The organism is Salinicola sp. V024 (genome assembly GCF_052645315.1).
Genome location: NZ_JBQXYB010000007.1, coordinates 92,281 through 115,060 on the forward strand (window position 1 = coordinate 92,281; position 22,780 = coordinate 115,060).

General features: G+C 62.2%; 19 protein-coding genes. 6 read left to right on the forward strand and 13 right to left on the reverse strand.

The genetic code is table 11. The features are described 5' to 3' along the window. Positions 1-269: 269 nt before the first annotated feature. Both ACUN9V_RS12045 and ACUN9V_RS12050 read right to left on the reverse strand, forming a co-directional pair. Positions 270-1,244, reverse strand: a complete 975-nt coding sequence (locus ACUN9V_RS12045) for a TAXI family TRAP transporter solute-binding subunit (protein ID WP_445511553.1) — start codon at positions 1,242-1,244, stop codon at positions 270-272. A gap of 380 nt (positions 1,245-1,624) precedes the next feature. Further along, entirely contained in the window at positions 1,625-2,161 is a 537-nt protein-coding gene (locus tag ACUN9V_RS12050) for a DUF192 domain-containing protein (RefSeq protein WP_445511554.1), read from the reverse strand. 222 nt (positions 2,162-2,383) lie between these two features. Between ACUN9V_RS12050 and ACUN9V_RS12055 the strand changes: the two genes are divergently transcribed. The 5 genes from ACUN9V_RS12055 to ACUN9V_RS12075 all read left to right on the forward strand — a co-directional run bounded on the left by ACUN9V_RS12055 (position 2,384) and on the right by ACUN9V_RS12075 (position 7,256). Continuing rightward, complete coding sequence (locus ACUN9V_RS12055) at positions 2,384-3,253, forward strand: DMT family transporter (protein ID WP_445511555.1); 870 nt, start codon at positions 2,384-2,386, stop codon at positions 3,251-3,253. Continuing rightward, a complete protein-coding gene (locus ACUN9V_RS12060) occupies positions 3,250-3,708 on the forward strand; it encodes a GNAT family N-acetyltransferase (RefSeq protein WP_445511556.1) in 459 nt (152 codons plus the stop codon). Before ACUN9V_RS12055 ends, ACUN9V_RS12060 begins: the two co-directional genes overlap by 4 nt. 262 nt (positions 3,709-3,970) lie before the next feature. Then, entirely contained in the window at positions 3,971-4,189 is a 219-nt protein-coding gene (locus ACUN9V_RS12065) for a DUF1656 domain-containing protein (protein ID WP_439304869.1), read from the forward strand. Beyond that, complete coding sequence (locus tag ACUN9V_RS12070) at positions 4,189-5,187, forward strand: efflux RND transporter periplasmic adaptor subunit (protein ID WP_445511557.1); 999 nt, start codon at positions 4,189-4,191, stop codon at positions 5,185-5,187. The genes ACUN9V_RS12065 and ACUN9V_RS12070 overlap by 1 nt, the downstream gene beginning before the upstream one ends. Before the next feature lie 5 nt (positions 5,188-5,192). Beyond that, positions 5,193-7,256 (forward strand): FUSC family protein, encoded by a 2,064-nt coding sequence (locus ACUN9V_RS12075; RefSeq protein WP_445511558.1) that lies wholly within the window; start codon positions 5,193-5,195, stop codon positions 7,254-7,256. 19 nt (positions 7,257-7,275) lie between these two features. Here ACUN9V_RS12075 and ACUN9V_RS12080 read toward each other — a convergent pair whose 3' ends face one another. The 7 genes from ACUN9V_RS12080 to ACUN9V_RS12110 all read right to left on the reverse strand — a co-directional run bounded on the left by ACUN9V_RS12080 (position 7,276) and on the right by ACUN9V_RS12110 (position 14,708). Further along, complete coding sequence (locus ACUN9V_RS12080; protein WP_445511559.1) at positions 7,276-8,310, reverse strand: trans-3-hydroxy-L-proline dehydratase; 1,035 nt, start codon at positions 8,308-8,310, stop codon at positions 7,276-7,278. A 36-nt stretch (positions 8,311-8,346) separates the two neighbouring features. After that, positions 8,347-9,132, reverse strand: coding sequence for an ABC transporter ATP-binding protein (locus ACUN9V_RS12085; RefSeq protein ID WP_445511560.1), 786 nt, complete (start codon positions 9,130-9,132; stop codon positions 8,347-8,349). Next, positions 9,129-9,905 (reverse strand): ABC transporter ATP-binding protein, encoded by a 777-nt coding sequence (locus ACUN9V_RS12090; protein ID WP_445511561.1) that lies wholly within the window; start codon positions 9,903-9,905, stop codon positions 9,129-9,131. Before ACUN9V_RS12090 ends, ACUN9V_RS12085 begins: the two co-directional genes overlap by 4 nt. 9 nt (positions 9,906-9,914) lie before the next feature. After that, positions 9,915-10,919, reverse strand: a complete 1,005-nt coding sequence (locus ACUN9V_RS12095) for a branched-chain amino acid ABC transporter permease (RefSeq protein WP_439286536.1) — start codon at positions 10,917-10,919, stop codon at positions 9,915-9,917. 1 nt (position 10,920) lies between these two features. Further along, the gene (locus tag ACUN9V_RS12100; RefSeq protein WP_075560815.1) at positions 10,921-11,835 is read right to left on the reverse strand and encodes a branched-chain amino acid ABC transporter permease; all 915 of its coding nucleotides are present in this window, start codon (positions 11,833-11,835) and stop codon (positions 10,921-10,923) included. 125 nt (positions 11,836-11,960) lie between these two features. After that, complete coding sequence (locus ACUN9V_RS12105; RefSeq protein WP_445511562.1) at positions 11,961-13,085, reverse strand: branched-chain amino acid ABC transporter substrate-binding protein; 1,125 nt, start codon at positions 13,083-13,085, stop codon at positions 11,961-11,963. Between the two features lie 327 nt (positions 13,086-13,412). Then, positions 13,413-14,708, reverse strand: a complete 1,296-nt coding sequence (locus ACUN9V_RS12110) for a hypothetical protein (protein ID WP_445511563.1) — start codon at positions 14,706-14,708, stop codon at positions 13,413-13,415. A gap of 416 nt (positions 14,709-15,124) precedes the next feature. Between ACUN9V_RS12110 and ACUN9V_RS12115 the strand changes: the two genes are divergently transcribed. Next, the gene (locus ACUN9V_RS12115) at positions 15,125-17,758 is read left to right on the forward strand and encodes a membrane-bound PQQ-dependent dehydrogenase, glucose/quinate/shikimate family (protein ID WP_445511564.1); all 2,634 of its coding nucleotides are present in this window, start codon (positions 15,125-15,127) and stop codon (positions 17,756-17,758) included. Positions 17,759-18,260: 502 nt separating this feature from the next. On the opposite strand, the gene rpoH is transcribed toward ACUN9V_RS12115, so the two are convergent. The 4 genes from rpoH to ftsY form a co-directional block, all read right to left on the reverse strand. Further along, positions 18,261-19,127, reverse strand: coding sequence for an RNA polymerase sigma factor RpoH (rpoH, locus tag ACUN9V_RS12120; protein WP_445511565.1), 867 nt, complete (start codon positions 19,125-19,127; stop codon positions 18,261-18,263). A gap of 282 nt (positions 19,128-19,409) precedes the next feature. Then, complete coding sequence (gene ftsX / locus ACUN9V_RS12125) at positions 19,410-20,390, reverse strand: permease-like cell division protein FtsX (RefSeq protein ID WP_445511566.1); 981 nt, start codon at positions 20,388-20,390, stop codon at positions 19,410-19,412. Then, complete coding sequence (gene ftsE, locus ACUN9V_RS12130; RefSeq protein ID WP_445511567.1) at positions 20,387-21,055, reverse strand: cell division ATP-binding protein FtsE; 669 nt, start codon at positions 21,053-21,055, stop codon at positions 20,387-20,389. The genes ftsX and ftsE overlap by 4 nt, the downstream gene beginning before the upstream one ends. Then, positions 21,052-22,695 (reverse strand): signal recognition particle-docking protein FtsY, encoded by a 1,644-nt coding sequence (gene ftsY, locus ACUN9V_RS12135; RefSeq protein ID WP_445511568.1) that lies wholly within the window; start codon positions 22,693-22,695, stop codon positions 21,052-21,054. The genes ftsE and ftsY overlap by 4 nt, the downstream gene beginning before the upstream one ends. Between the last annotated feature and the right edge of the window lie 85 nt (positions 22,696-22,780).

Sequence of the window (22,780 nt, forward strand, 5' to 3'; positions counted from 1 at the left end):
AGGCTCACCTAACCCCAAGTTATGTCTCACCTTCTGCGTTCCGTGCGCCTTGCGCTTCATCTCGCTCGGAGAATGACTCAGCGCTCCCTTGGCAGCCGGTAGGCGAAAGGACATCGAGACGACATCATTTCGCGCTTGATTCGATGCGACGCCAGGCGTCGCGGGGACTCGATCTAAGGACGCGGCGGTTGTCACCAACCACCGCGTCAGAGTGTCAACGCCATCTTGGAAGAATGGCGCTGTGGGCGATTACAGCCTGCCCTTTTCCTTTACAGCCAGCCCTGCTCTTTGTAGTAGCGCTTGGCACCTTCATGCAGCGGTGCAGAAAGACCCTGGCTGATCATGTCTTCCGGCTTCATGTTGGCGAAGGCGGGGTGCAGACGCTTGAAGCGATCGAAGTTGTCGAACACGGCCTTGACGGTCTGATAGACGATTTCGTCGTCGACGTCGGCAGACGTGACGAAGGTGGCGCGGACACCGAAGGTCTCGACGTCATCCGGGTTACCCTCGTACATGCCGCCGGGAATGGTGGCCATGCTGTAGTAGGGGAACTTGTCGACCAGCCCTTTGACCACATCGTCGTTCAGCGGCACCAGATTGGAAGGAACGGTAGTGGTTGCTTCCTGGATCGCACCGTTGGGGTGACCGACCACGTAGGCCATCGCATCGATGTTGTTGTCGGCTAGTGCCGAGGCCATCTCGGCCGCACCCAGTTCGGAAGCCAGCGAGAACACGCTGGTGTCCCAGCCCTCGGCGTCCATCAGCACTTCCATGGTGGCGCGCTGGCCGGAACCCGGGTTGCCGATATTGACGCGCTTGCCCTTCAGGTCCTGTACGGAATGAATGTTGGCATCTTCACGCGCCAGGATGGTGAGCGGCTCACCGTGCAGCGAGAAGACCGAACGCAGATTTTCCATCGGCTGGTCGAACTGCGCTTTGCCTTCATACGCGTTGAACTGGACGTCCGACTGGGCGACGCCCATGTTCAGTTCGCCGGACTTGATCCCGTTGATATTGGCAACGGAGCCGCCGGTCGACGGCGCGTTACAGCGGATGCCGCTCTCTTCGGCACTGCGGTTGACCATCCGGCAGACTGACTGGCCGACGACGTAGTAGACGCCGGTCTGACCGCCGGTACCGATCGTGATGTACTGCTGATCCTGCGCCATGGCGGGCGTCGAGACCGATGCGACCCCCATCAGAGCCGTGGAGAAGATGGCTGCGGTTAATGCGTGGCGTTTCATGCGCATACCTCGAATTTTTCCCGTTTATTGTGTTGATCGGCTTTTCCGACCGCGAAGACGACAGGCTGAGCGGCGTGCCTCAAAGGCGTGATCGACATCGCACCCTGCCCGTGGACTTATCTATTGCAACATACGTATCGCGAACTAGCTTAACCCGACGGCGCGACATCATATAGCGTGTTCTGAGCTGGCAAAACCTTTGCGAACGGCATATCCATCGCTCTATCGCTGAAATGGCAGCACCGGTCGGCCTGCAGCTACCGCTCTCGAGACACCGTCCGCGAAAGACAGCGCGCTCGCGCGTCGGACTCGCGCGTCGAATTAGCGCGTCGAATTAGCAGTCCGTTATCGGCATGTCTCATGCAGGAAACGAATGCGTTTCAGGGCGAATCCAGCCACGGCGCCAGTTCGATGCGATCGCCCACGCCGATGCCGCGCGCGGCAAAGTATCCGGCATTGGTCTCCAGCGCCGCGCGGAATGGCGCGCCCGCCGGATAGACGGGACATCGGCTGGACTGCTCGGCATGACAGGGCGACATCGTCTTGAGCGAACGGATCACGCCCCCGCTGTCGATGAAAGCGATATCCAGCGGGATTCGGGTCTTGTACATCCAGTACGCGTTGGCTCCCGACTGTTCGCTAGCGTAGACAAACAACATCCCCGCCTCGGCAGGCAACGCTTGCCGCTCCATCAGTCCTTTCGCGCGCTCTGCTGGCGTTCTCGCAATCTCGACCTGAAGGCTATGTTCACGCTGGCCGCTATCGACAGTCAGCTCATGGCGTGGCGACGTCTCTCCCCAAGCCGGTATCGTCAGCAATACCGACACCAGCAACGCGCCCTGGATCATCATTTTCGCCAACGGTTTTATCGTCGCCATGACACCTGCCGGATGAGTTGTGGAGGCATTCTGGCGCATGGTAGCGCATTCATCTCCAGTAAGGGATGCCGAGATGCCGCGCCAATAGCAGGGATTCGCCCTCTCTCGGAGCGACGATCGGCACGCCAGCTCAAAATAACCTTGCTCTCGTCCGAGGCGCTGGGACAATGTCTCATCAGCGCCATGCGGTAGCGCTCTTGAACGATATCTTCGAACGTAACAGACGCTTTTAAACGACGCCCTTAAAGACGAGTATCGCGCGTGCCTCTCAAGCATCTACTGATCGGCCTCGGCATCATCGCCATCTGGGCTTTCAATATCATCGTGATCAAGGTCGGGATCGAGGATCTGCCACCCCTGCTGGTAACGGTTCTTCGCTTCATGCTGGTCGCCGTGCTGGTGGTGCCGTTCACACGCATTTCACGTCGGCAGCTTCCCTGGATTCTGGTATTGGCCGTGACCTTCGGCGGGTTGCACTTCCCGCTGCTGTTTCTGGGCCTGCAGCGATCGGAAGCCGGTACCGGCGCCCTGCTGGTACAGATGGGCACACCGTTCGCGACGCTGCTGGCGGCGATATTCCTCAAGGAGAAACTCGGCTCGCGGCGGATCGTCGGATTGATCCTGGCATTCGGCGGTGTCGTGGTGCTGGCCGGCGGCCCTTCGCTGCCGCCGCCGGCATCCACCGCCCTGCTGCTCGCCAGCGCGTTTTTCTGGGCGGTCTCGACCATGATCATCAAGCTCGCCCCGCCGATCGCACCGCTGACCCTGACCGGCTGGATCTCGCTGTTCGCGATCCCGCTGGTCGCGCTGGGTAGCTGGCTATTCGAGGATCATCAGTGGCAGGCGATCCAGCAGGCTGGCTGGGCCGGCTGGGGTGCCGTGGTCTACACCGCGGTGATGTCGTCGATCGCCGCCTACGGGCTATGGTACTGGCTACTACAGAAACACCCCGTCAGCCGAGTAGTACCGTTGACCCTGCTGATGCCGGTCTTCGCCGTCATTCTCGGGGTCTGGCTGCTGGGCGACCCGCTGGGCTTCAACAAGCTCGCGGGGGGCGCCATGGTCATTGCCGGGCTCGCCGTCATCAACATCCGTTTCCGACGTCACCGCCAATCGAGTGCTGCCCCATGAACCATCAATCGATGCCCGACATCCAGCCCATGACCCCCGACGATCACGCGGATTTCGCCGCCATGATGCTGCGCACCCCGGGTGTGGTGCTCAGAACCGCCGATGGCTATGCGGCCACGCAGCGCTATCTCGAGCGCAACCCCGGATTGAGCTTCGTGGCGCGTTCAGCCGAGGGAACAGGTATCGTCGGCTGCGCCATGGCCGGTCACGATGGCCGACGCGGCTATCTGCAACACGTCATGGTCGACCCGGACTACCGTCACCTCGGGCTCGCCCGGAAGATGGTCGAGCGCTGCCTGGCGGCGCTGCTGGACGCGGGGATCGAGAAAGTGCATCTCGACACGCTGGCGGATAATCACGAAGCTCACCGTTTCTGGCAGCACCTGGGCTGGGCCGACCGGCGCGACGAGATCGTCAAGTTTTCACGCGTACTGGTCGAGGATGACAATGCCTGATATCGCTGTGCCGAGCCAGACGAGCCAGGCAAGCCTGCCCGGCATGAGGTCGCTGTCTCGGAGATCCACATCGTCCCCGAAGCGGCGGTTTCCAGTTAGACTACGAATCAAGGTTACGGGTCACGGCTACGGCTACGGCTACGGCCGCGATCAAGACCAATGCGACCAGCATCACAACAACGATGGCGGCGGTTGTGACCCTATTTAAATAGCGTGCTAACATTACCGTCCGTCCCACGCCGCCACTACCAACGGGATACGTATGGGTCTACAGGAAATCGCCGTGGGCGGAATCTTCATCAGCCCATTGCTGCTCTACGCGATGATCGGATTCATCGCCACCATCGCCGTGCGCTCGCTGCTGCACTGGATGATCGGTCAGCGCGCGCTGTGGTATGAGGCCTGGTTCGACGTTTCGCTGTTCGTGCTGTTCACTGCCGGCATTACCTTTCTGTTTTCCGTCCTGCTCGAGAGTACTTGATGCGCAATTCGCTACGTGTCCTCCTGACCCTCGTCGTCGTCGCGATCGCCGTGGCCGCCGGTTTCTGGCTGTGGAACTACTACCTCTTCACGCCATGGACGCGAGATGCGCGCGTACGTGCGGAAGTCGTGACCATCGCCCCGGACGTTTCCGGATGGGTACGCACCTTGAACGTCAACGACACCGGCCTCGTCGCCAAGGGCGACACCCTGTTCGAGATCGACCCTGCACGCTATCAGGCGGCTCTGGAACAGGCGCAGGCGACGGTGGAGAACCGTGAAGCCACCTTGAAGCTGCGTCAGACCGAAGCCCAGCGCCGCAGTCAGTTGAGCAGCCGTTCGATCAGCGCCGAAGATCGCCAGATCGCCCAGATCAACAGCCGGGTCGCCGCTGCCAATCTCAAGCAGGCCCAGGCCGATCTGGCCAGCGCCAAGCTCGACCTGGAGCGCACCCAGGTCGTGGCGCCGGTCAGCGGTCATGTGCTCAATCTGCAACTCGCCGCGGGCAACTACGTGACTCGCGGCACCCCGGTCATGGCGCTGGTGCAGTCGAACTCCTACTACGTCATGGGTTATTTCGAAGAGACCAAGATGCCGTCGATCCGGGTCGGCGATCCGGTCGCGGTCACTCTGATGAATGGCGATACCCATTTGCGCGGGCACGTCGCCGGTATCGGCCGCGGCATCGCGGACGCCAATACCACTCTCAACAACCAGCAGCTGCCGCAGGTACAGCCCACTTTCAACTGGGTACGGCTGGCCCAGCGTATCCCGGTGCGCATCACCCTGGACCACATTCCCGACGAGACGCTGCTCAGTTCCGGTATGACGGCCACGGTACGGGTCGAAAAGGCGGACGGTGATCACGCCGACGACCGCGTCTCGACGCCGGTGAGCACGGCCACGCCTGCCAATGTTCCTGCCGATCGACGCCCCACCCAGCAGGCCCAGCGGCCTGACGAAGGTCCGGCCGGAGACACCGCCGCCGACGCGCGGTGAACGCCATGTCACCGCTCGTCAAGACCTACCTGATGCCCGAGACCTCGGCGGTCAAGTTCGCCATCAAGACCACCCTGGCGATGATGATCGCGCTCTATCTGGCGCTGTGGTTCAACCTCGACCGCCCTTACTGGGCATTGATCTCGGCCGCCTTCCTGCAGATCCGGCCGATGAGCGGCATGGTCATCGAGAAAGGCATCTGCCAGATCAGCGGCACGCTGATCGGCGCGACGGCGGGTATCCTCATCATGGCGCTCTTCGCCCAGGCGCGAGTGCCGGCGCTGATCACGCTGACGCTGTGGATCATGCTGTGTACCTACGTCGGCTCGCTGTGGCGCAACAACTACACCTACGGCTGCCTGATGGCTGCGGTCACCGCCATGCTGATCGTGGTGATCTCCAACGGCAGCACCCCGGGAGGAATCTTCGATATCGCGGTGGCGCGACTGTCGGAACTGGGGCTGGGCGCCATCTGCGCCACCCTGGTCAGTTCGCTGCTGTGGCCCTCTCGGGTCGGCAAGCATCTTTCCGACCAGGCCGACACGGTCATCAACGAAGCATTCGAGAATGCCGCCCTGCGACTCGAAGCCAGCGACGACATTCCCGCCATGCAAAAGGCGCTGCGGGGTAGCCTGGGCCCGCTGACAGTACTGGAAACGGATAGCCAGGCAGCACGCTTCGAAGGGCCGGAGGGGCCGGGCCGCATCCGCGCCACTCACGTGCTGACCCGACGCACGCTGCGTTTTCTGGCCAATCTGCAGGCGCTGCATCAGATGCTGCACGATCACGCCGACAAACTGGACAATCGGAGTCTCGAGATAGCGCTTCAGGTCGCCCAGGGGTTTCGCGAGGCGGAACACGTCAAGGGCGTTCCCCAGGCGCGTCAGGAACTTCAGGACCTGCGTCATCTGGTCCACGAGAGCGACGAAGAAGGCATGGCTCCGCTGGATCGGCGCGCGCGTCTGGGCCTGCGCGAGTCGATCGGCCACGCCATGGTGATGCTCGACGCCCGCGAGGCGATCGCCTCGCCCGGCACCCACAAGTTGCGTTCGGCCTCGCTGGCCTGGCATCGCGATCACCTTGCCGCCGGTATCAACGCCATCCGTTCCGGGTTGGTGTTCGGCACGCTGGCCACCTCCTGGATTCTCACCGCCTGGAACAGCGCCATGGTCGCCATGCTACTGGGCACGCTGTTCTCGTCGTTCTTTGCCAGCCGCGACAACCCGGTGGCGATCACCATGATGTTCTACAAGGGCATGCTTGCGGCCATTCCCAGCGCCTTTCTGTTCGGCCATGTATTGCTGTCACAAGCCCATGGTTTCCCGATGCTGGCCATGCTGTTCGGCACGCCGCTGTTCCTGGGGCTACTGGGGGCGACCAATCCGGCGACGATGGGTTACTGCCTAGCCTTCACGATCTTCAATATCCTGCTGACCATGCCCGGCAACAACATGGATTTCTCCTTCGACAGCTTCGCCAATCGCGCCGTCGCGGTGATCATCGGCCTAACCTGCGTAGTGATGGGCTTCCGGCTGCTACCAGGGCTCGGCACGCGCCTGCGTCGGCGCCGCCTGATCAATGCCATTTCGAGAGACATCCATCACTTGCGGCGGCGGTCGATACGCGACGCCGAAACCCGCTTCAGCGGACACATGGCCGATCGCATCCTGCAACTGGCGCAACACGACGACATGCTGCCGGAGGATCAGCGCCATCTGTTCATTCTGGGGCTGACCGGGCTGGATCTGGGCACTGCGACGCTGCGCCTGCGTGACCGCCTCGACGACGCCCCGCACCCGCTGATTCGACGGGCGCATCGCCAGCTACTCCGCGCCCTGGCCAGCGGCTTCGAGGAGAGCGCCAACGGCCGCCAGCCTCAGGGCATTCGCGAGGCAGGCCAGCGCCTGAACGAAGCCATCGCCGCCCACGGCAACGTGCCCGCCGACCGCCGCGTATTGCTGGAAGGACTGGTCGAGCGCCTCGAGCTGACGCTGGAGCGTCTGGGTCGCATCATGGCCGAACGCCCGCAGATCAAGCCCGACCATCAGCCCGATCCCGCAACCTCCTGATCGATCAGCGACGCAGCCTTCAGCGGCCGATACACGGCCAGGTGTCGGCGAGACGATAGCCGGCGGGCCACGGGTCGTGAGGGTCGAGGGTGTGCTGATGGGTGCCGGTGATAAACGCGCGTCCGCGGATCAGCGGCGTCACCGCCTCCTTGCCGCCAACGCGAGTCGTGCCATCGAGCTTGCAATAAAAGCGCGAATCGATGATCGATTCCCCGATGAAGGTCTCGTTCAGCCCGAGCTTGCCCTGAGCATGCAGCAGCGCCATACGCGCCGAACAGCCGGTACCGGTGGGCGAACGGTCGAGCTTGCCGGGCTGAATCGCCACCGTGTTGCGCCCCAGCCAGGCGTCGCCCTCCCGCGTCAGCGGCGCGGCGATCTGGCAGAACGAGACGTGCTGCCACTCGGGATTGGCGGGGTGATGAAAGCCGAACTGCTCGTTGACCGCATTGGTGATGCGGATGCCGGTTTCGACCAGCTCTCGCGCTTCGTCCGGGACCAGTCGGAAGCCGAGATCCTCGGCATCGACGATCACGAAGCTGTCGCCGCCGAACGCCGTATCGACGCGCAGCGTTCCGAGCCCGGCCACTTCGAGCTGCAGATCGCGCCGGTCGACGAATGCCGGCAGGTTGCGCACCGTGACGTCCAGCACCCGGCCATTCTCGCAACGCGCCATGATCTCGATCACTCCGCCCGGCGCCTCCAGTACCAGCTGCGTTTCCGGCTCCTGCATCGGCAGAATGCCGGTTTCGAGCAGTACGGTGGCGACACACAGGCTGTTGGATCCAGACATCGGCGGGGTGTCTTCCGGCTCCATGATGATCCAGCCCATCTGCGCGCGCGGATCCTTGGGCGGCACCAGCAGATTCACGTGCCGGAAGACGCCGCCGCGAGGTTCGTTGAGCATGAAGTTGCGCAGCGTCTGGTCGCGTGCGACCCAGCGTGACTGCTCCCACAGCGTGTCGCCGGGCGGCGGTGCCACTCCGCCGACGATGACGTCCCCGACCTCGCCCTCGGCATGACAGCTGACGCTATGAATCACTCGACTGGTCTGCATTCGATTCTCCGAAGTCTGCTATTCCCTGACCCCCTGTTATTCGCCAACGCCTAAATAGGACTTCACGATCGATTCGTCCTGGCGAAGTTCAGCCGCCGCGCCCTGCATCCGGATCTCGCCGTTTTCGATCACGTAAGCATAATGCGCCAGACGCAGCGCCAGACGCGCATTCTGTTCGACCAGCAGAATGGTGGTCCCGGCCTCGTTGAGACGCTTGATGATGCGCATGATGTCGGTCACCAGCTTGGGTGCCAGCCCCATCGAGGGCTCGTCGAGCAGCATCACGCTGGGACCGTGCATCAAGGCTCGCCCCATCGCCAGCATCTGCTGCTGGCCGCCGGAGAGCAGCGAACCATCCTGATGGCGGCGCTCGTGGAGGATCGGAAACAGCCCGTAGACCTCGTCGAGTCGCTGGCGGCGCAGCGCGTTGTCCTTGACCGTGAACGCGCCGAGTTCCAGATTCTCCTTGACCGTCAGCCCCCGCAGGATCCGGCGCCCTTCGGGCACGTGGACCACGCCGCGGCGGGCGATGTCGTGGGCGGCGAGCTTGGCGACCGACTCCCCTTCGAGCTGAACGTCGCCCCGCTGCGCCCGCACTAGCCCCGACACGGTCTTGAGCGTGGTCGACTTGCCGGCGCCGTTGCTGCCCAGCAGGGTCACGATCTCGCCTTCGTGCACATCCAGGGTCACGCCTCGCAAAGCCTGGATCTTGCCGTAGAAGGCTTCGACGTCGCGGATGCTCAGGCGCACCTTGCCAGGCCGCTCGGTAGTGGCCGATACCTCGGATCGCGCTGCCTCGTGTGGTGTCGTGGTTTGCGTCACAGTGCCAGCTCCTCGTCGTCCTGACCGAGATAGGCCTCGATCACCCTGGGATCGTTCTGCACCGTGTGGGGGTCGCCCTCGGCGATCAGACTGCCGTGATCGAGCACGCTGATTCGCTCGGAGACGTTCATCACCAGGCTCATGTCGTGTTCGATCAGCAGCACAGCGACGCCGCGCTCGTCCCGGATGCGTCGAATCAGTTCGATCAAGCTCTGTTTCTCGCTGCTGTTGAGCCCCGCCGCCGGCTCGTCGAGCAGCAACAGCTTGGGCTCGGTCGCCAGGGCGCGGGCGATCTCGACCCGGCGTTGATGCCCGTAGGCCAGATTGGTCGCCAGTCGCTCTTGTTGCCCCAGCAGGTCGACGAAATCGAGACACTCGAGACTGGTCTCGAGGATCCGGCGCTCTTCGGCGCGCTGACTCGGCAGGCGCAGTATCGCCGCCAGCGCACCGGACTTGGTCCGGCAGTGCTGGCCGGCCATGACGTTCTCGAGCACCGACATCTCACGGAAGAGGCGCACGTTCTGGAAGGTACGAGCGATGCCCATCCGGGTCACGGCATGCGGCTTGCGTTTGACGATACGCTCGCCATCCAGGGTGATATCGCCTTGCTGCGGGCGATAGAAGCCGGTGATCACGTTGAACATCGAGGTCTTGCCGGCGCCGTTGGGGCCGATCAGGCTGTGAATGCGCCCCGCCTCGACACCGAAGTCGACATCGTGCAGTACGGTGTTGCCGGCGAAGCTCAGCGACACCTGTTTCAGTTGCAGCAGCATCGCTTTCTCCTAGGATCTCTTTTCGGGCCAGATACCACTCGGCCGGAACAGCATGATCAGCAACAGCAGTACGGCGAATATCAGCAGTCGCAGCGTGCCGAAATCACGCAGCAATTCGGGGCCGAGCACCACGATGAACGCGCCCAGGATGACGCCGGGTATCTTGCCCATGCCACCCAGCACCACCGCCAGCAGAATCAGCACCGACTGCTGGAAGCTGAAGCTCTCCGGCGAGATGGCCCCCAGATTGACCGAGAAGAAAATCCCGCCGATCGCCCCGAAGATGGCGCCGGTCACATACGCTGCCAGCTTGGTCGCCACGCGATTGATCCCCATCGCTTCGGCGGCGTCCTCGTCGTGGCGCACGTAAAGCCAGGCCCGCCCCAGCCGGGAATCGAACAGCCGCTGACTGGCGACATAGGCCAGCACCGCCAGCACTACGAAGACGTAGTAGAAGTCGATCGAGCTATCGATGTGCCAGCCGAACAGCGACGGCTCCGGTATGTGCGACAGACCGCTGGCACCACCGGTGATCTCCAGGTTGCGCGCGGTGAAGCGCACGATTTCGCCGAAGCCCAGCGTCACGATCGCCAGATAGTCACTGCGAAGACGCAGCGTGGGCCCGCCGATGATCACCCCGGCGAGCGCCGCGGCCAGCAGGGCAAACGGAATGGCCGCCCAGAAGTTGACCCCGAACTGCTGGGTCAGAATGCTGACGGTATAGGCGCCGACGGCGAAAAAGGCGGCGTAGCCGAGATCGAGCAGCCCCGCATAGCCGACCACGATGTTCAGTCCCAGGCAGAGCACGACGTAGAGCAGCGCGTTGGTCAGAATGACCGTGGTGTATTGACTGGATATCCATGGCGTGACGATCAGAATGGCCAGAATGACGACATGCAGTGCGCGCCGTCTTCCCGGTGATTCGAAGGCGGCATAGAGGCGCTGAAACAGATTCCGCGGCCGCGGTTCTTGGCCGTCTGGGGCAGTCACCGGGGTTGGTTTGGGTTCGGACATGTCACATCCTCTCCACTTCGGATTTGCCCAGCAGTCCGGTGGGCTTGAATACCAGCACCAGAATCAGGATCGAGAAGGTGAAAACGTCCTTCCACTCGCTGCCGATGAACGGAATGTGCGTACCGAAGGACTCCAGCAGGCCCAGAATCAGGCCTCCCAGCATCGCCCCGGTGATACTGCCGATCCCGCCGATCACCGCGGCGGTAAAGGCCTTCAATCCGATCAGAAAGCCCATGAAGTACCAGATGCTGCCGTAGTACGCACCCGCCATGGTGCCGGCGGCGGCGGCCAGCCCCGAGCCGATGAAGAACGTCACCGCGATCACCGCGGAGACGTTGATCCCCATCATCCGGCACATGTCCTTGTCGATCGACACCGCACGCATGGCGCGCCCGTACAACGTCTTGGAAACGAACAGTTCGAGCGCAATCAGCAACACCGCGGCGGTCGCGACCAGGACAATCTGGTTATAGGAAAGAAAGAGATTGCCGAGGTTGAAGCCACCGAATCCCAGATCGGTCTGAAACGCGGTGTACTGGCCACCGGTCAGTGCCAGCGCTGCGTTCTGCAGTACCAGCGAAACCGCCAACGCCGTAATCAGGATCGACAGCCTCGGCGCACCGAACATGGGATGATAGGCCACCCGTTCGATCACCACGCCAAGACAGCCCACAGCGAGCATTGCCAGCAGCATGGCGATGAAGATGCCGAGCCAGCCGGCGCCGACGAAACCGGAGATCAGCGATAGTCCGCCAAAACCCGCGAAGGCACCGGTCATGTAGAGATCGCCGTGGGCGAAGTTGAGCAGTTTGATGACGCCGAACACCATGGTGTAACCGAGCGCCACCAGGGCATAAAAGGAGCCCAACACCAGCCCGTCGACGAGCTGCTGCAGAAAAGAGTCGTACCAGGTCATGAGCGTGCATCTCTGGACAGCGGAAAGCGGAAGGGGTGCGCCGAGAGCACTGCGGGCATCAACATTCCCGCAGCGCTCGCCGACACCGTCGGCTCAAGCGATTGATCGAGCTACGGCACTACCCGTCATTTCTTCTCGTAGCGGGTCCACTTGCCGCCCTGCCCTTCGAGTACCACGAAGTTGCTGCGCGCCAGCGTATGCTGGGGGGTAAAGGAGATCGGGCCGGCCAGCCACTCTTGCCCATCGGCGCTGTTCAGGGCTTTGATGATGGCATCGGCGTCCGTCGAGCCGGCCTTGTCGATGGCCCAGGCCATCAGTTGCATTCCGTCATAGGCGAGCGGCGCATACGGCCCCGGCGCATTGTCGAACTTGGACTGGTAGTCGCTGATGAACTGCTTGGCGGCCGGCAGGAAGTCGGCGGTCGGGTTGGAAAACGCGAATACGCCCTCTGCCGCCTGGCCGGCAATGTTGAACAGTTCCGGTGAGTTGGAGCCATCGCCCACCGCGATGGTGCCCTGGAAACCGCGCTGACGGAGCTGGCGAATCAGCAAGCCACCGTCGGCGTAGTACGCCGTCCAGAAAACCGCCTCGGCACCCGAGCCGCGGATCTTGTTGACCAGTGCCGAGAAGTCCTGCTCACCCTTGTTGATGTACTCGAACGCGGAGACGGTGTGGCCGGCGCCGGTCCAGGCATCGCGGGTCAGGTTGGCCAGATCCTGCGAATAGGCGTCGCCCTGATTGACGATGGCCAGCTTCTCGATTCCCTTGCCCTCGAAGAAGTCGAGCGCGGTCTTGGCCTGATCGTCACCGGTGGAGTTGATCATCACCGCGTTGCCTGGATTGGCCGGAATCAGCTGCGTCGAGTTGGCGGCCACGATCACGAACGGGATATTGGCATCACCGTAGGTCTTGAGCGTGGGCTGGGTGGCACCGGAGCAATACCCGCCGACGACGCCGACCACTTCTCGCGAGGCCAGACGGCTGGCCGCGTTGACCGACTGCTGCGGATCACAGGCGGTATCGCCGGTCACCAGCTCGATCTGACGGCCGCCCAGCAATCCACCCTTGGCGTTGATCTCGTCGGCGGCCAACGACATGGCGTTGAACATGTCCTTGCCATAAGTCGCTTCGGAGCCGGTCGTCGGGACCTGAACGCCCAGCGTGATGGGGCCATCCTGAGCCATGGCGAGAGAACCGGCGGCGAGATTGATGACGGCCGCGGAGGCGATCAATTTGAGAAATTTACCCATACAGCAACACTCCCTTCAGCGCTTTTTGTTTGTTCATGCTTGTTTGTTGGTACTGCAAAGGGGTCGGGCATTGCGCCCTTCCGTGCCTGGACCGCGCTGATCGCGGCATTCCTTCATCCTGCCATGGAAAGTTACATTCTGACACTAAGCTTTTCGTAGGCCGGCTGAAGCCGGCTGATAATAGACACTAGGCTTTTCGTATAAAATATACAAGAAGATCCCCGAGAGCCGTATGCCGGCGCCTCGCAAGCCCGTGGCGGCCCCGGCCGGCCAAAAAAAACGCCCAGCAATCGCTGGGCGTTCATCTTTCACCATCCCTGGCTCGGATCAGTAAGTCAGACCGAAGTGGGACTGGATGCTGGTATGCCAGCCGTCATCGACAGGAGAACCGAAGTAGTTCAGCCCGTTCTTGTTGGTGATGACGTCGAACCAGGCGTAATAGCGACCAGCCGTCAGTTTGACGCCGATGTCGTTGAGCATCGGATCGTCCATGTCGCCATAGCCGCCATTGATGGCGGAGAAGTCGTCAGACGGGTCGATGTAGCTGAAGTCATTGAAGAAGTAGGCGTTCTCGATCGGCCCCCAGTCGACATCCATGCTGTAGGCCAGACTCGCCGAGTACATCTCGCCCTCGGCCGGAATCAGGTAGTTGAAGCCAAACGCGCCAATCTGAACCACGTTGTCGGAAATGCCGGAAGCGGCTTCACTCGGGTTCTTGGCATTGAACTCGTAGGTCGTGGCCTGCAGCTGAGTCATCCAGTTGCCATAGCTGCCATCCAGACCCATCGCCACCGCCCAGCTGTCTCCGCTCTTGTTCGTATTGTTGTTATAGAGCTGCCCACCCTTGGCGGAAAGATTGACCTGAGTGGTGTAGTCACTCCCTTGATTGAAGGTGTACGCCAAGCGCCCGGCCAGCTGATTTTCCTCGGTATTGCCCTGCGCGCTGTCACCGATGGCATTGGCGCCATAGTGCTCGTTACCGTCACCCAGCTGATCGCTCTTGAAGAAAGCTAGGCTGGACTCCCAGGCACCCTGGGTATGATCCCATTTGATGCCGGCATTCTGGTTGTCATTGAAACCCGCCAGGTACGGGAGACTGCCGTACCAGCCGAGATAGCCGTAATCCATGTTGCCGAACGGCGTCTGGACCAGACCGAGCTTGACGTTGTCATTATCGCCGAACTGGTAACCGGCCCAGGCATGGTGCAGAAAACGATAGCCATCGTAGAGACGATACTGGAAGGAGTAGGAGAGCGAGCCTTCGCCGCCATCCATCCCCAGAATGAACTTGCCGAAATCGAGATCCCCGGCCGTGTCCTGACTGGTCTCGTCCCAGTCATTGAAAGTGTAACCCAGCTCCACGGTACCGCTGAACTGCGGCGTCCCGACCTCGTCCAGCATGGAGCGATTTTCTTCGGCCATGTCGCGGGTCTTGGTCGCTTTCGTCTGCTGACTCTCCCGCTGTTCGGCCAACTGCTGTTGCAGCTGCTGGACTTGTTGCTGCAAGGCGTCGAGCCGACGCTGGATCGCGTCGTTATCCTGTGAAGTCTGCGCCAGCGCCGTCGGCACGCACGCCATCAGCCCTACGGCAAGGCCGAGGGATTTGAAGATCGGTGAAGTCACGTTGTCGTTCCCTTAGTACAGGTTATTAGTACGGATGCCGGGCTCGGATCCCGGATACGGATTCTTATTACAGGCTATTAGTACGGATCCTCGATATTATTAGGTTACCGTTATTCCGGTGTTGTCGAAAAAGCCGTTGATAAAGCCGTCGAACAAGCCGTTGGACGCTCTTGTAGGCTTATTGCACATTTACCGTAACAAAACGGCTACCCCCCTTAAACCTTTGCCGGACAAAAGGGTTGACGCAATAGGTCGCCAAAAAGCCCGAATTAACGTGAATTTGTGGCCTGAAATCATCGCTACCCTGCGATACCATGACTATCCTTATCGCATGCGACTACATGTCGCGGTAAGCATCTGGCGCAGCGGAGCATGCGCCTGAATAACCATTAGAGTTTGTTTCAAGGGAGAATTCCGTGGCCACTTCGACCTCTTCCGGCGGCGTTGGCGCAATATTCGCCAAGCTTGTCGGGATCATCGTTGCACTTGTCGGTCTGGCGCTGGGAGCCGGTGGCGCTTATTTGGCGACACTCGGCGGTTCCTGGTATTACCTGATCGCCGGGATATTGATGCTGATTGCCGGCATCCAACTGTTTCGCGGCCGGATCTCCGGCGCCGGTATTTACGGAATCGTCTTCATCGGTACGTTCCTGTGGGCGGCCTGGGAGTCGGGGCTCAATTACTGGCGCTGGATTCCTCGGCTCGACGTGGTGCTGATTCTCGCCATCTTGGTCGCACTGGTCACTCCCGCGCTCCGGGGCGGTCCGTCACGCAAGGCCGGGTTTTCTGTCGCAGGTGTCCTGTTCCTGGGCCTGATCGTGGCCGGGGCACTGGCTTTCCTCCCGAACCGCGGCTATGAGCATCCCGAAGATGTGCCGGCACTGGCCCAGGAGTCGCTGTCCACCGATGTCGGGGACGCCCAGCCGGCCGATGTTCCCGCTGACGAAGACTGGTCCGCCTATGGCCGGGATTCGGCGGCTACGCGCTACTCCCCTGCCGACCAGATCACGCCGGACAACGTTGGTGATCTCGAGGTGGCCTGGCAGTACCGCACCGGCGACATTCTCGACCACCGCTGGGGTGCGGAAACCACGCCGCTGAAGGTCGGCGACGATGTCTTCCTGTGCACCTCGCGCAATATCCTGATCTCGCTGAATGCCGCGACGGGTGAAGAGAACTGGCGCTACGATCCGCAAGTTTCCAAAGACGCCATTCCCTACACCGCCGCGTGCCGTGGCGTGACGTATTACAAGACACCGACAGGTTCATCGTCGAGCGTCGATCCGTCGACGGCTCAGAACGGCGAAGGCTCTCCGGCCGCCGATAACGGCCAGAACGGCCAGAACGGCCAGAACGGCCAGAACGGCCAGAACGGCCAGAACGGCAACGATAGCCAGAGCGGCGACAATCAACCAGCGCCGACAGACGATACGTCTTCCGGCCAGGGCGCAATCGCTTCGAACGACGATCAGTCCTGCCAGGCGCGGATCATCTCCGGCACGCTGGATGGCCGCCTGATCGAAGTCGACGCCGCTACCGGCGAGCCCTGCACCGACTTCGGTGACAATGGCCAGGTCGATATCAAGCGCAACATGGGCGAGACCCCGGACGGCTACGTCTCCATCAACTCTGCACCGATCGTGGTACGCAACGTGCTCATCACCGGCCACCAGGTGCTGGATGGTCAGCGCCGCTATCCGCCCTCCGGCGTGATCAAGGGCTACGATGTCGAGAGCGGTGAGCTGCTATGGGCCTGGGATGCAGGCCGTCCCGACCAGAGCGAGCCGTTGACGGGCGATGACACCTACGTACGCGGTTCTCCCAACATGTGGACCACCGCCGTGGGCGACAGCAAGCTCGGCATGATCTATCTGCCGATGGCCAACAGTGCCGGCGATTACTGGAGCAGTTCGCGCACACCGGAAGAGAACGAGTGGGCCGCATCGATGGTCGCGATCGACGTCGAGACCGGCCTGCCGAAGTGGCACTTCCAGACCTCACACAAGGATGTCTGGGATTATGATCCCGGCTCGCAGCCAACGCTGATCGACTTCCCCACCGACAATGGCAAGGTGCCAGCGCTGGTGATGCCGACCAAGCAGGGCGAGATCTACGTCTTCAACCGCGAGACCGGCGAATTGCTGGGCGGCGGTGCCGAAGAACGCCCGGTCCCCCAGGGCGGCGCCGAACCGGATCAGCGCAGCAAGACGCAACCGTTCTCGCTCTACGCCACGCTGCGCCAGCCGGACATCGACGAGAAGGACATGTGGGGCATGACCCCGTTCGACCAGCTGTTCTGTCGTATCCAGTACCGTCAGGCGAGCTGGGAAGGCATGTACACCCCGCCGACCGCCGAACAGCCGTGGATCCAGTACACCGGCTACAACGGGGGCTCCGACTGGGGCAGCGTGGCGATCGATCCGCATCGCGGCGTGATCATCGCCAACTACAACGACATGCCCAACTACAACGAGCTGGTGCCGCGTGATGTCGCCAACAAGCTCGGCTGGGTGCCGCGCGACGAGCAGAAGGAAGACACGGGTGGAGCCGAAGGCGCCGGTGATCCACAGGCCAATACGCCCTATGCGATCAATGTCAACGCCGGCTGGCGCGTGCCGTACACCGGCATGCTCTGCAAACAGCCGCCTTACGGGCATATTCGCGCCATCGATCTGGCGAGCGGCGATACCCTGTGGGACCGTCCGCTGGGTACGGCTCGCGCCAACGGCCCGTGGGGCATCCGTTCGGGCCTGCCGATCGATATCGGCACGCCCAATAACGGCGGCTCGGCGGTGACTGCAGGCGGCCTCATCTTCATCGCTGCGGCGACCGACGACCTCATTCGCGCCATCGACATCGAGAGCGGCGAGACAGTGTGGCAGGCGCCGCTGCCGGCGGGTGGCCAGGCCAATCCGATGGTCTATGAAGCCGACGGGCGTCAGTATGTGGTCATCGTGGCCACCGGGCATCACTTCATGGAAACGCCTACCGGCGACTATGTGATCGCCTACGCACTGCCGAAGGACGAGGATGACGCCTCATCGCAGTGACGAATCAGGCCCCGGTCAGGAAGTACCTGCCGGGGCGTTGATCCGAAAATGTTGTTGATATGATCAAGTACGATCAAGCGGCGGTGTCGATGACACCGCCGCTTTTTTTGATTGGCTGATAAGAATATGACGAGACTGCAGGCACGGGACGGACTGCCACAACGCCACAACAGAGTCCCGCTTCAGAATCTTCCCACCGAAGACCGACAGGCGGACACGAAGCGAAAACTAAGCGGACACCAAACCGACATTAAAAAGCCCGAACCTCGTGCAATACAGGGTTCGGGCTGTGCATCGATTTGACGGCAGTTTTTCTATACGAGAGGCAGTCGTCAGGCAGATGAGATAACTAACGCTGGCCTGTTCTCATCGACCAGGCTGACTGCGACATGAAGCTCTTAGACAAGGCGTTCCGGTTACGAGGCGCTACCGTTGCCAGGTACCAGGCGCCCATGTGGCAGGACGCGTTGATAACAGATGCCCCGATCACAGACGCCGAGTATCAGGCGGCTACCGTATCACCAAGCTGCTGCTTGATCTTCTTCATGGCGTTCTTCTCGAGCTGACGAATCCGCTCGGCAGAGACCCCGTAGACATCGGCCAGCTCATGCAGCGTGGACTTGTGATCGGAGAGCCAGCGACGCTGCAGAATGTCGCGCGAACGATCGTCCAGTTCGCCCAAGGCGCCCCGTAGCCGACCCGTGTAGTCGGCTTCCCAATCGTCCGCTTCGAGCTTGGCCGCCGGGTCGAAACTGTGATCCTCGAGATACTGCGCCGGCGCCTGATAGCCCTGATCTTCCTCTTCGCCGGGACTGGCATCGAAGCCCGCATCATAGGATGACAGGCGACCTTCCATTTCCCGCACGACCTTGGGCTTGACGTCGAGATCCTTGGCGATCGCGTCGACTTCGTCGTTGTTCAACCAGGCAAGACGCTTCTTGGCGCTGCGCAGATTGAAGAACAGCTTGCGCTGCGCCTTGGTGGTCGCAATCTTGACGATGCGCCAGTTACGCAGCACATACTCGTGAATCTCGGCCTTGATCCAGTGAACCGCGAAGGAGACCAAACGAACTCCCTGGTAGGGATCGAAGCGTTTGACCGCCTTCATCAGCCCGACGTTACCTTCCTGAATCAGATCGGCCTGCGGCAACCCATAGCCCGAATAGCTTCGAGCGATGTGAACAACGAAGCGTAGGTGCGACATGATCAGGCGACGAGCCGACTCGAGGTCGTCCTCTTCGTACAGACGTACGCCCAGGTCGTGTTCCTCTTCGGCCGTCAGCACGGGAATGCCGTTGACCGCTTGAATGTAGCCGTTGAGATCGTGACCCGGGGAAAGGTTCCCAATGGATTGAAGACTGTTGCTCATCTGCGATGTCTCCATGCTGGGCGGCGTGTCGGAGCGAAGAGCCGGTCAGCTCGATCCGCTTGGGAACACGTCGCAACAGGTTGTTCTGCCTGCCTACGAGGATACCTGATAGGACCCTCAGCCTAGACAAAAGTTCAATATTCTCGCCAGTATCAGTGGTGCTGAAACTGAAGCTTGGCGAGTGATGACCGATACGTTGAGTGGTTTTTTAGCGCATCCCATGGCCATTGACCAGCGCGCCGAACCACCCATGACGACTCATGACTACCCATAATAAATAGGCTAACGCGGTTTGATGTCCGCCAGATGACGACCCACCGCGAGCCATGCTCCCAACCAGCCTAATAGTGTACTAAAAAGCAGCAGAAATGCCGAATGTCCGATACCCAGCGAGGGCAGTGCGAAGTGGGCACCGTAGCTTTCTGCCAGCGCCGCGACCGGCGAGGCCAGCCAGTTGCCGCCAAGTACCAGAATGATCAGCGACAGCGCCCCGCCGCCGAGTCCGTACCAGGCGCCACTATAGAGAAAGGGGCGGCGGACGAAGGCATGGGTCGCGCCGATCAGCGTGACGACCTCGATTTCCTGGCGCCGGCTCTCTACCGCCAACCGGATGGTATTGCCCACCACCAGCAGCACGCCGAGGCCGAACAGCAGCGCCAACGCCAGCGCCACGCGCTGGCCGAGCGCCGCCAATTGTTGCAGACGATCGAGCCAGGCCAGATCCAGACGCACTTCGTCGACCCCGTCGAGGGCCTGCAGCCGTTGACTCAACGCCTGAACTTCAGCGGGCGCCGTCGCGTCGGGGGTGACCACGACACTCGCCGGCAGGGGATTGGTCTCGAGCTGCGAAAGCGCGTCGTCCACGCCCAGCGTCTGCTGGAAATCCGCCAGCCCTTCGGCGGCAGTCACCAGCCGCGTGCCGGCCACACCGGGCTGCTCGCCGACTTCGGCGGCCAGGTCCATAGCGCGAGACTCGCCCACATCGGCGGCAAAATAAACCGTCAGCGTGGCGCTATCGTCCAGCTCGGCGTCCAGCAGCCGCGCGCTGTCCAGTGCCAACCACAATCCCGCCGGCAGAATCAGCGCGATGGCGATCGCCAACATCGTCAACAGCGTTGCTATCGGCCGTTTGACCAGTCGCAATGCGCTGTCGCTCATCATCGCCCGATGATGCCGCAGCCAGGCGCGACCGCCGCCGGAAGCGCGACGCTGCGGCTTCTGCGCGCCACGAGGGCGCTCAGCGGAAGGCTGGCGTTCGCTCATGCCGCCCCCCCATCACCGACCAGGCGGCCGTCGCGCAGCTTCAGCACGCGATGCCGCAGCCGCGCGATCAGGGCCAGGTCATGACTCGCCACCAGCACCGTGGTACCGATTCGGTTGAAATCCTCGAACAGCCGCATGATATCGGCGGACAGCTGTGGATCGAGATTGCCGGTCGGCTCATCGGCCAGCAGCAACGCCGGCTTGTTGACTACCGCACGGGCGATTCCCACCCGTTGCTGCTCACCGGTAGAGAGTTCGATCGGCAGCGCCCGCTCGCGATGCAGCAGCCCGACCTTGTCCAGCGCCGCGCGCACGCGGCGCGCGGCATCGGCCGGCTCGACCCCCTGGATCGTCAGCGGCAGCGCCACGTTGGAGAAGATGTCGCGATCGAGCAGCAGCTGGTGATCCTGGAAGACCACGCCGATCTGGCGTCGGTAGTAGGGAACCTGACTGATATGCAGGCGGTCGAGATCATGACCGGCAACCAGCACCCGCCCCCGCGAAGGGCGCTCGAGACGCATGACCAGTCGCAGCAGGGAACTCTTGCCGGCACCGGAATGGCCAGTCAGAAAGAGCATTTCGCCACGCTCGACGCGGAAATTGATATCGGCGAGCGCTTCGAAACGCCCGCCGTAGCGCTTGCCGACGTGCTCGAAAGCAATCATGAATCCGCGTCGCCATCCCGGCCGGCGTCTCGATCGAAAAGCGCCTTGACGAAGGTCTGGGCATCGAACGGTCGCAGATCCTCGAGCGATTCACCGACGCCGATGAAGCGGATAGGGATACCCGTTTTCTTGGCAAGGGCAAAGATGATGCCGCCCTTGGCGGTGCCATCGAGCTTGGTCAAGGTGATACCGGTGACCGGAATCGCCTCGTCGAAGGTGGTCGCCTGAGAAATCGCGTTCTGGCCGGTACCCGCATCGAGTACCAGCATCACTTCGTGCGGTGCCGTGGCGTCGAGCTTGGCCATCACCCGCTGCACCTTCTTGAGCTCTTCCATCAGGTGGCTCTTGTTGTGCAGGCGGCCGGCGGTGTCGGCGATCAATACGTCGACCTTACGCGCCTTGGCCGCGGCGACGGCGTCGTAGATCACCGAGGCACTGTCGGCGCCGGTATGCTGGGCGATCACCGGCACGCGGTTGCGCTCGCCCCACACCTTGAGCTGCTCGACGGCGGCGGCCCGGAAAGTATCGCCGGCCGCCAGCATCACGCTGCGCCCTTCGTTCTGGAAACGCTGAGTCAACTTGCCGATGGTCGTGGTCTTGCCGACGCCGTTGACGCCGACCATCAGGATCACGAACGGGCCCTCACCCTTCGGCGGCAGCTGCAGCGGCTGGGTGACCGGATCCAGTAGAGCCGTCAGTTCTTCCTGCAGCGCGCGGTAGAGCGCGTCGGCGTCGGCGAGTTCCTTGCGCGAAACACGTCCGGTCAGGCGTTCGATGATCTCGCTGGTCGCCTCGATTCCCACATCTGCCAGCAGCAGCTGAGTTTCGAGATCCTCCATCAGATCATCGTCGATCTGCTTCTTGCCCAGCAGCAGATCGGCGACGCCATCGGTCAGATTGGCACGTGTACGTCCCAGACCAGCCCGCACGCGCGATAGCCAGCCACCCTTGGGCTTCTCCTTCGGCGCGGGGGCCGCGGCACTCGGCTCGGCTGCAACCGGCGAGGACTCGATCGGCGAAGATGAAGCCGCCGGGGCTTCGTCCGGCGAGGGGGACGCCGCTGCCGGAAGTTCGTCCAGAGAGGCCTCGACCGGAGAGGATTCTGCCGGAGAGGACGGCGGCGTCACGTCGGTTGCCAGCTCTGTCGCACGCGTCCCCTCCGCGGGGATCTCTTCCAGCGCCGACTGCGGCGACTCCTGCGACAACGGCTCACTCAGCGCTTGTCTGGCAGCCGTCTCCTCGAGCGCCGATGGCGCGTAATCCACGCTTGCCGAGCGTTCAGGATCTTCCGCCTGAACGAGCGATTCATCGTCGGGCGTAACGGTCCCGACCGCCGGAGCGGTCGTTTCGTCTCGAACGGAAGGGTCTTCGCCTGGAACGGAAGGGGCTTCGTCGGAAACGAGAGATTCCGGATCCCGCTCGACTTCGGGCTGCGAGGCGTCGGAAGACGCGCGCTCCTCCTCCGTGACGGCGTTTTCCGAGCCATCACCCTTGGCCTCGTCAACCTCGACGCTCTCGCTGTCGGGAACGCCGGCCTCCGCGTTTTCCTCTACCGCCGCGGCCTCGGCGTCTTCTGCCTCGCGCCGGCGGGCTTCCTCTTCCTGCTGCTGTTTCTTGCGACTCTTGAATAGTCCGAACATGGATGGCTTCACTGCTGAAAAGCCGTGCTGGCGCCGCTGAATCAGCGTCGATCATCACGACTTCGGAGAATATCGATATCGAAGC

Bases quoted from the DNA above. Each gene is read 5' to 3' on its own strand.
- ftsE (WP_445511567.1), bottom strand. From the start codon at position 21,055: ATGATTGCTTTCGAGCACGTCGGCAAGCGCTACGGCGGGCGTTTCGAA.
- ACUN9V_RS12090 (WP_445511561.1), bottom strand. From the start codon at position 9,905: ATGCTGCTGCAACTGAAACAGGTGTCGCTGAGCTTCGCCGGCAACACC.
- ACUN9V_RS12095 (WP_439286536.1), bottom strand. From the start codon at position 10,919: ATGTCCGAACCCAAACCAACCCCGGTGACTGCCCCAGACGGCCAAGAA.
- ACUN9V_RS12045 (WP_445511553.1), bottom strand. From the start codon at position 1,244: ATGAAACGCCACGCATTAACCGCAGCCATCTTCTCCACGGCTCTGATG.
- ACUN9V_RS12060 (WP_445511556.1), top strand. From the start codon at position 3,250: ATGAACCATCAATCGATGCCCGACATCCAGCCCATGACCCCCGACGAT.
- ACUN9V_RS12105 (WP_445511562.1), bottom strand. From the start codon at position 13,085: ATGGGTAAATTTCTCAAATTGATCGCCTCCGCGGCCGTCATCAATCTC.
- ACUN9V_RS12050 (WP_445511554.1), bottom strand. From the start codon at position 2,161: ATGCGCCAGAATGCCTCCACAACTCATCCGGCAGGTGTCATGGCGACG.
- ftsX (WP_445511566.1), bottom strand. From the start codon at position 20,390: ATGAGCGAACGCCAGCCTTCCGCTGAGCGCCCTCGTGGCGCGCAGAAG.
- ACUN9V_RS12100 (WP_075560815.1), bottom strand. From the start codon at position 11,835: ATGACCTGGTACGACTCTTTTCTGCAGCAGCTCGTCGACGGGCTGGTG.
- ACUN9V_RS12065 (WP_439304869.1), top strand. From the start codon at position 3,971: ATGGGTCTACAGGAAATCGCCGTGGGCGGAATCTTCATCAGCCCATTG.
- ACUN9V_RS12075 (WP_445511558.1), top strand. From the start codon at position 5,193: ATGTCACCGCTCGTCAAGACCTACCTGATGCCCGAGACCTCGGCGGTC.
- ACUN9V_RS12080 (WP_445511559.1), bottom strand. From the start codon at position 8,310: ATGCAGACCAGTCGAGTGATTCATAGCGTCAGCTGTCATGCCGAGGGC.
- rpoH (WP_445511565.1), bottom strand. From the start codon at position 19,127: ATGAGCAACAGTCTTCAATCCATTGGGAACCTTTCCCCGGGTCACGAT.
- ACUN9V_RS12070 (WP_445511557.1), top strand. From the start codon at position 4,189: ATGCGCAATTCGCTACGTGTCCTCCTGACCCTCGTCGTCGTCGCGATC.
- ftsY (WP_445511568.1), bottom strand. From the start codon at position 22,695: ATGTTCGGACTATTCAAGAGTCGCAAGAAACAGCAGCAGGAAGAGGAA.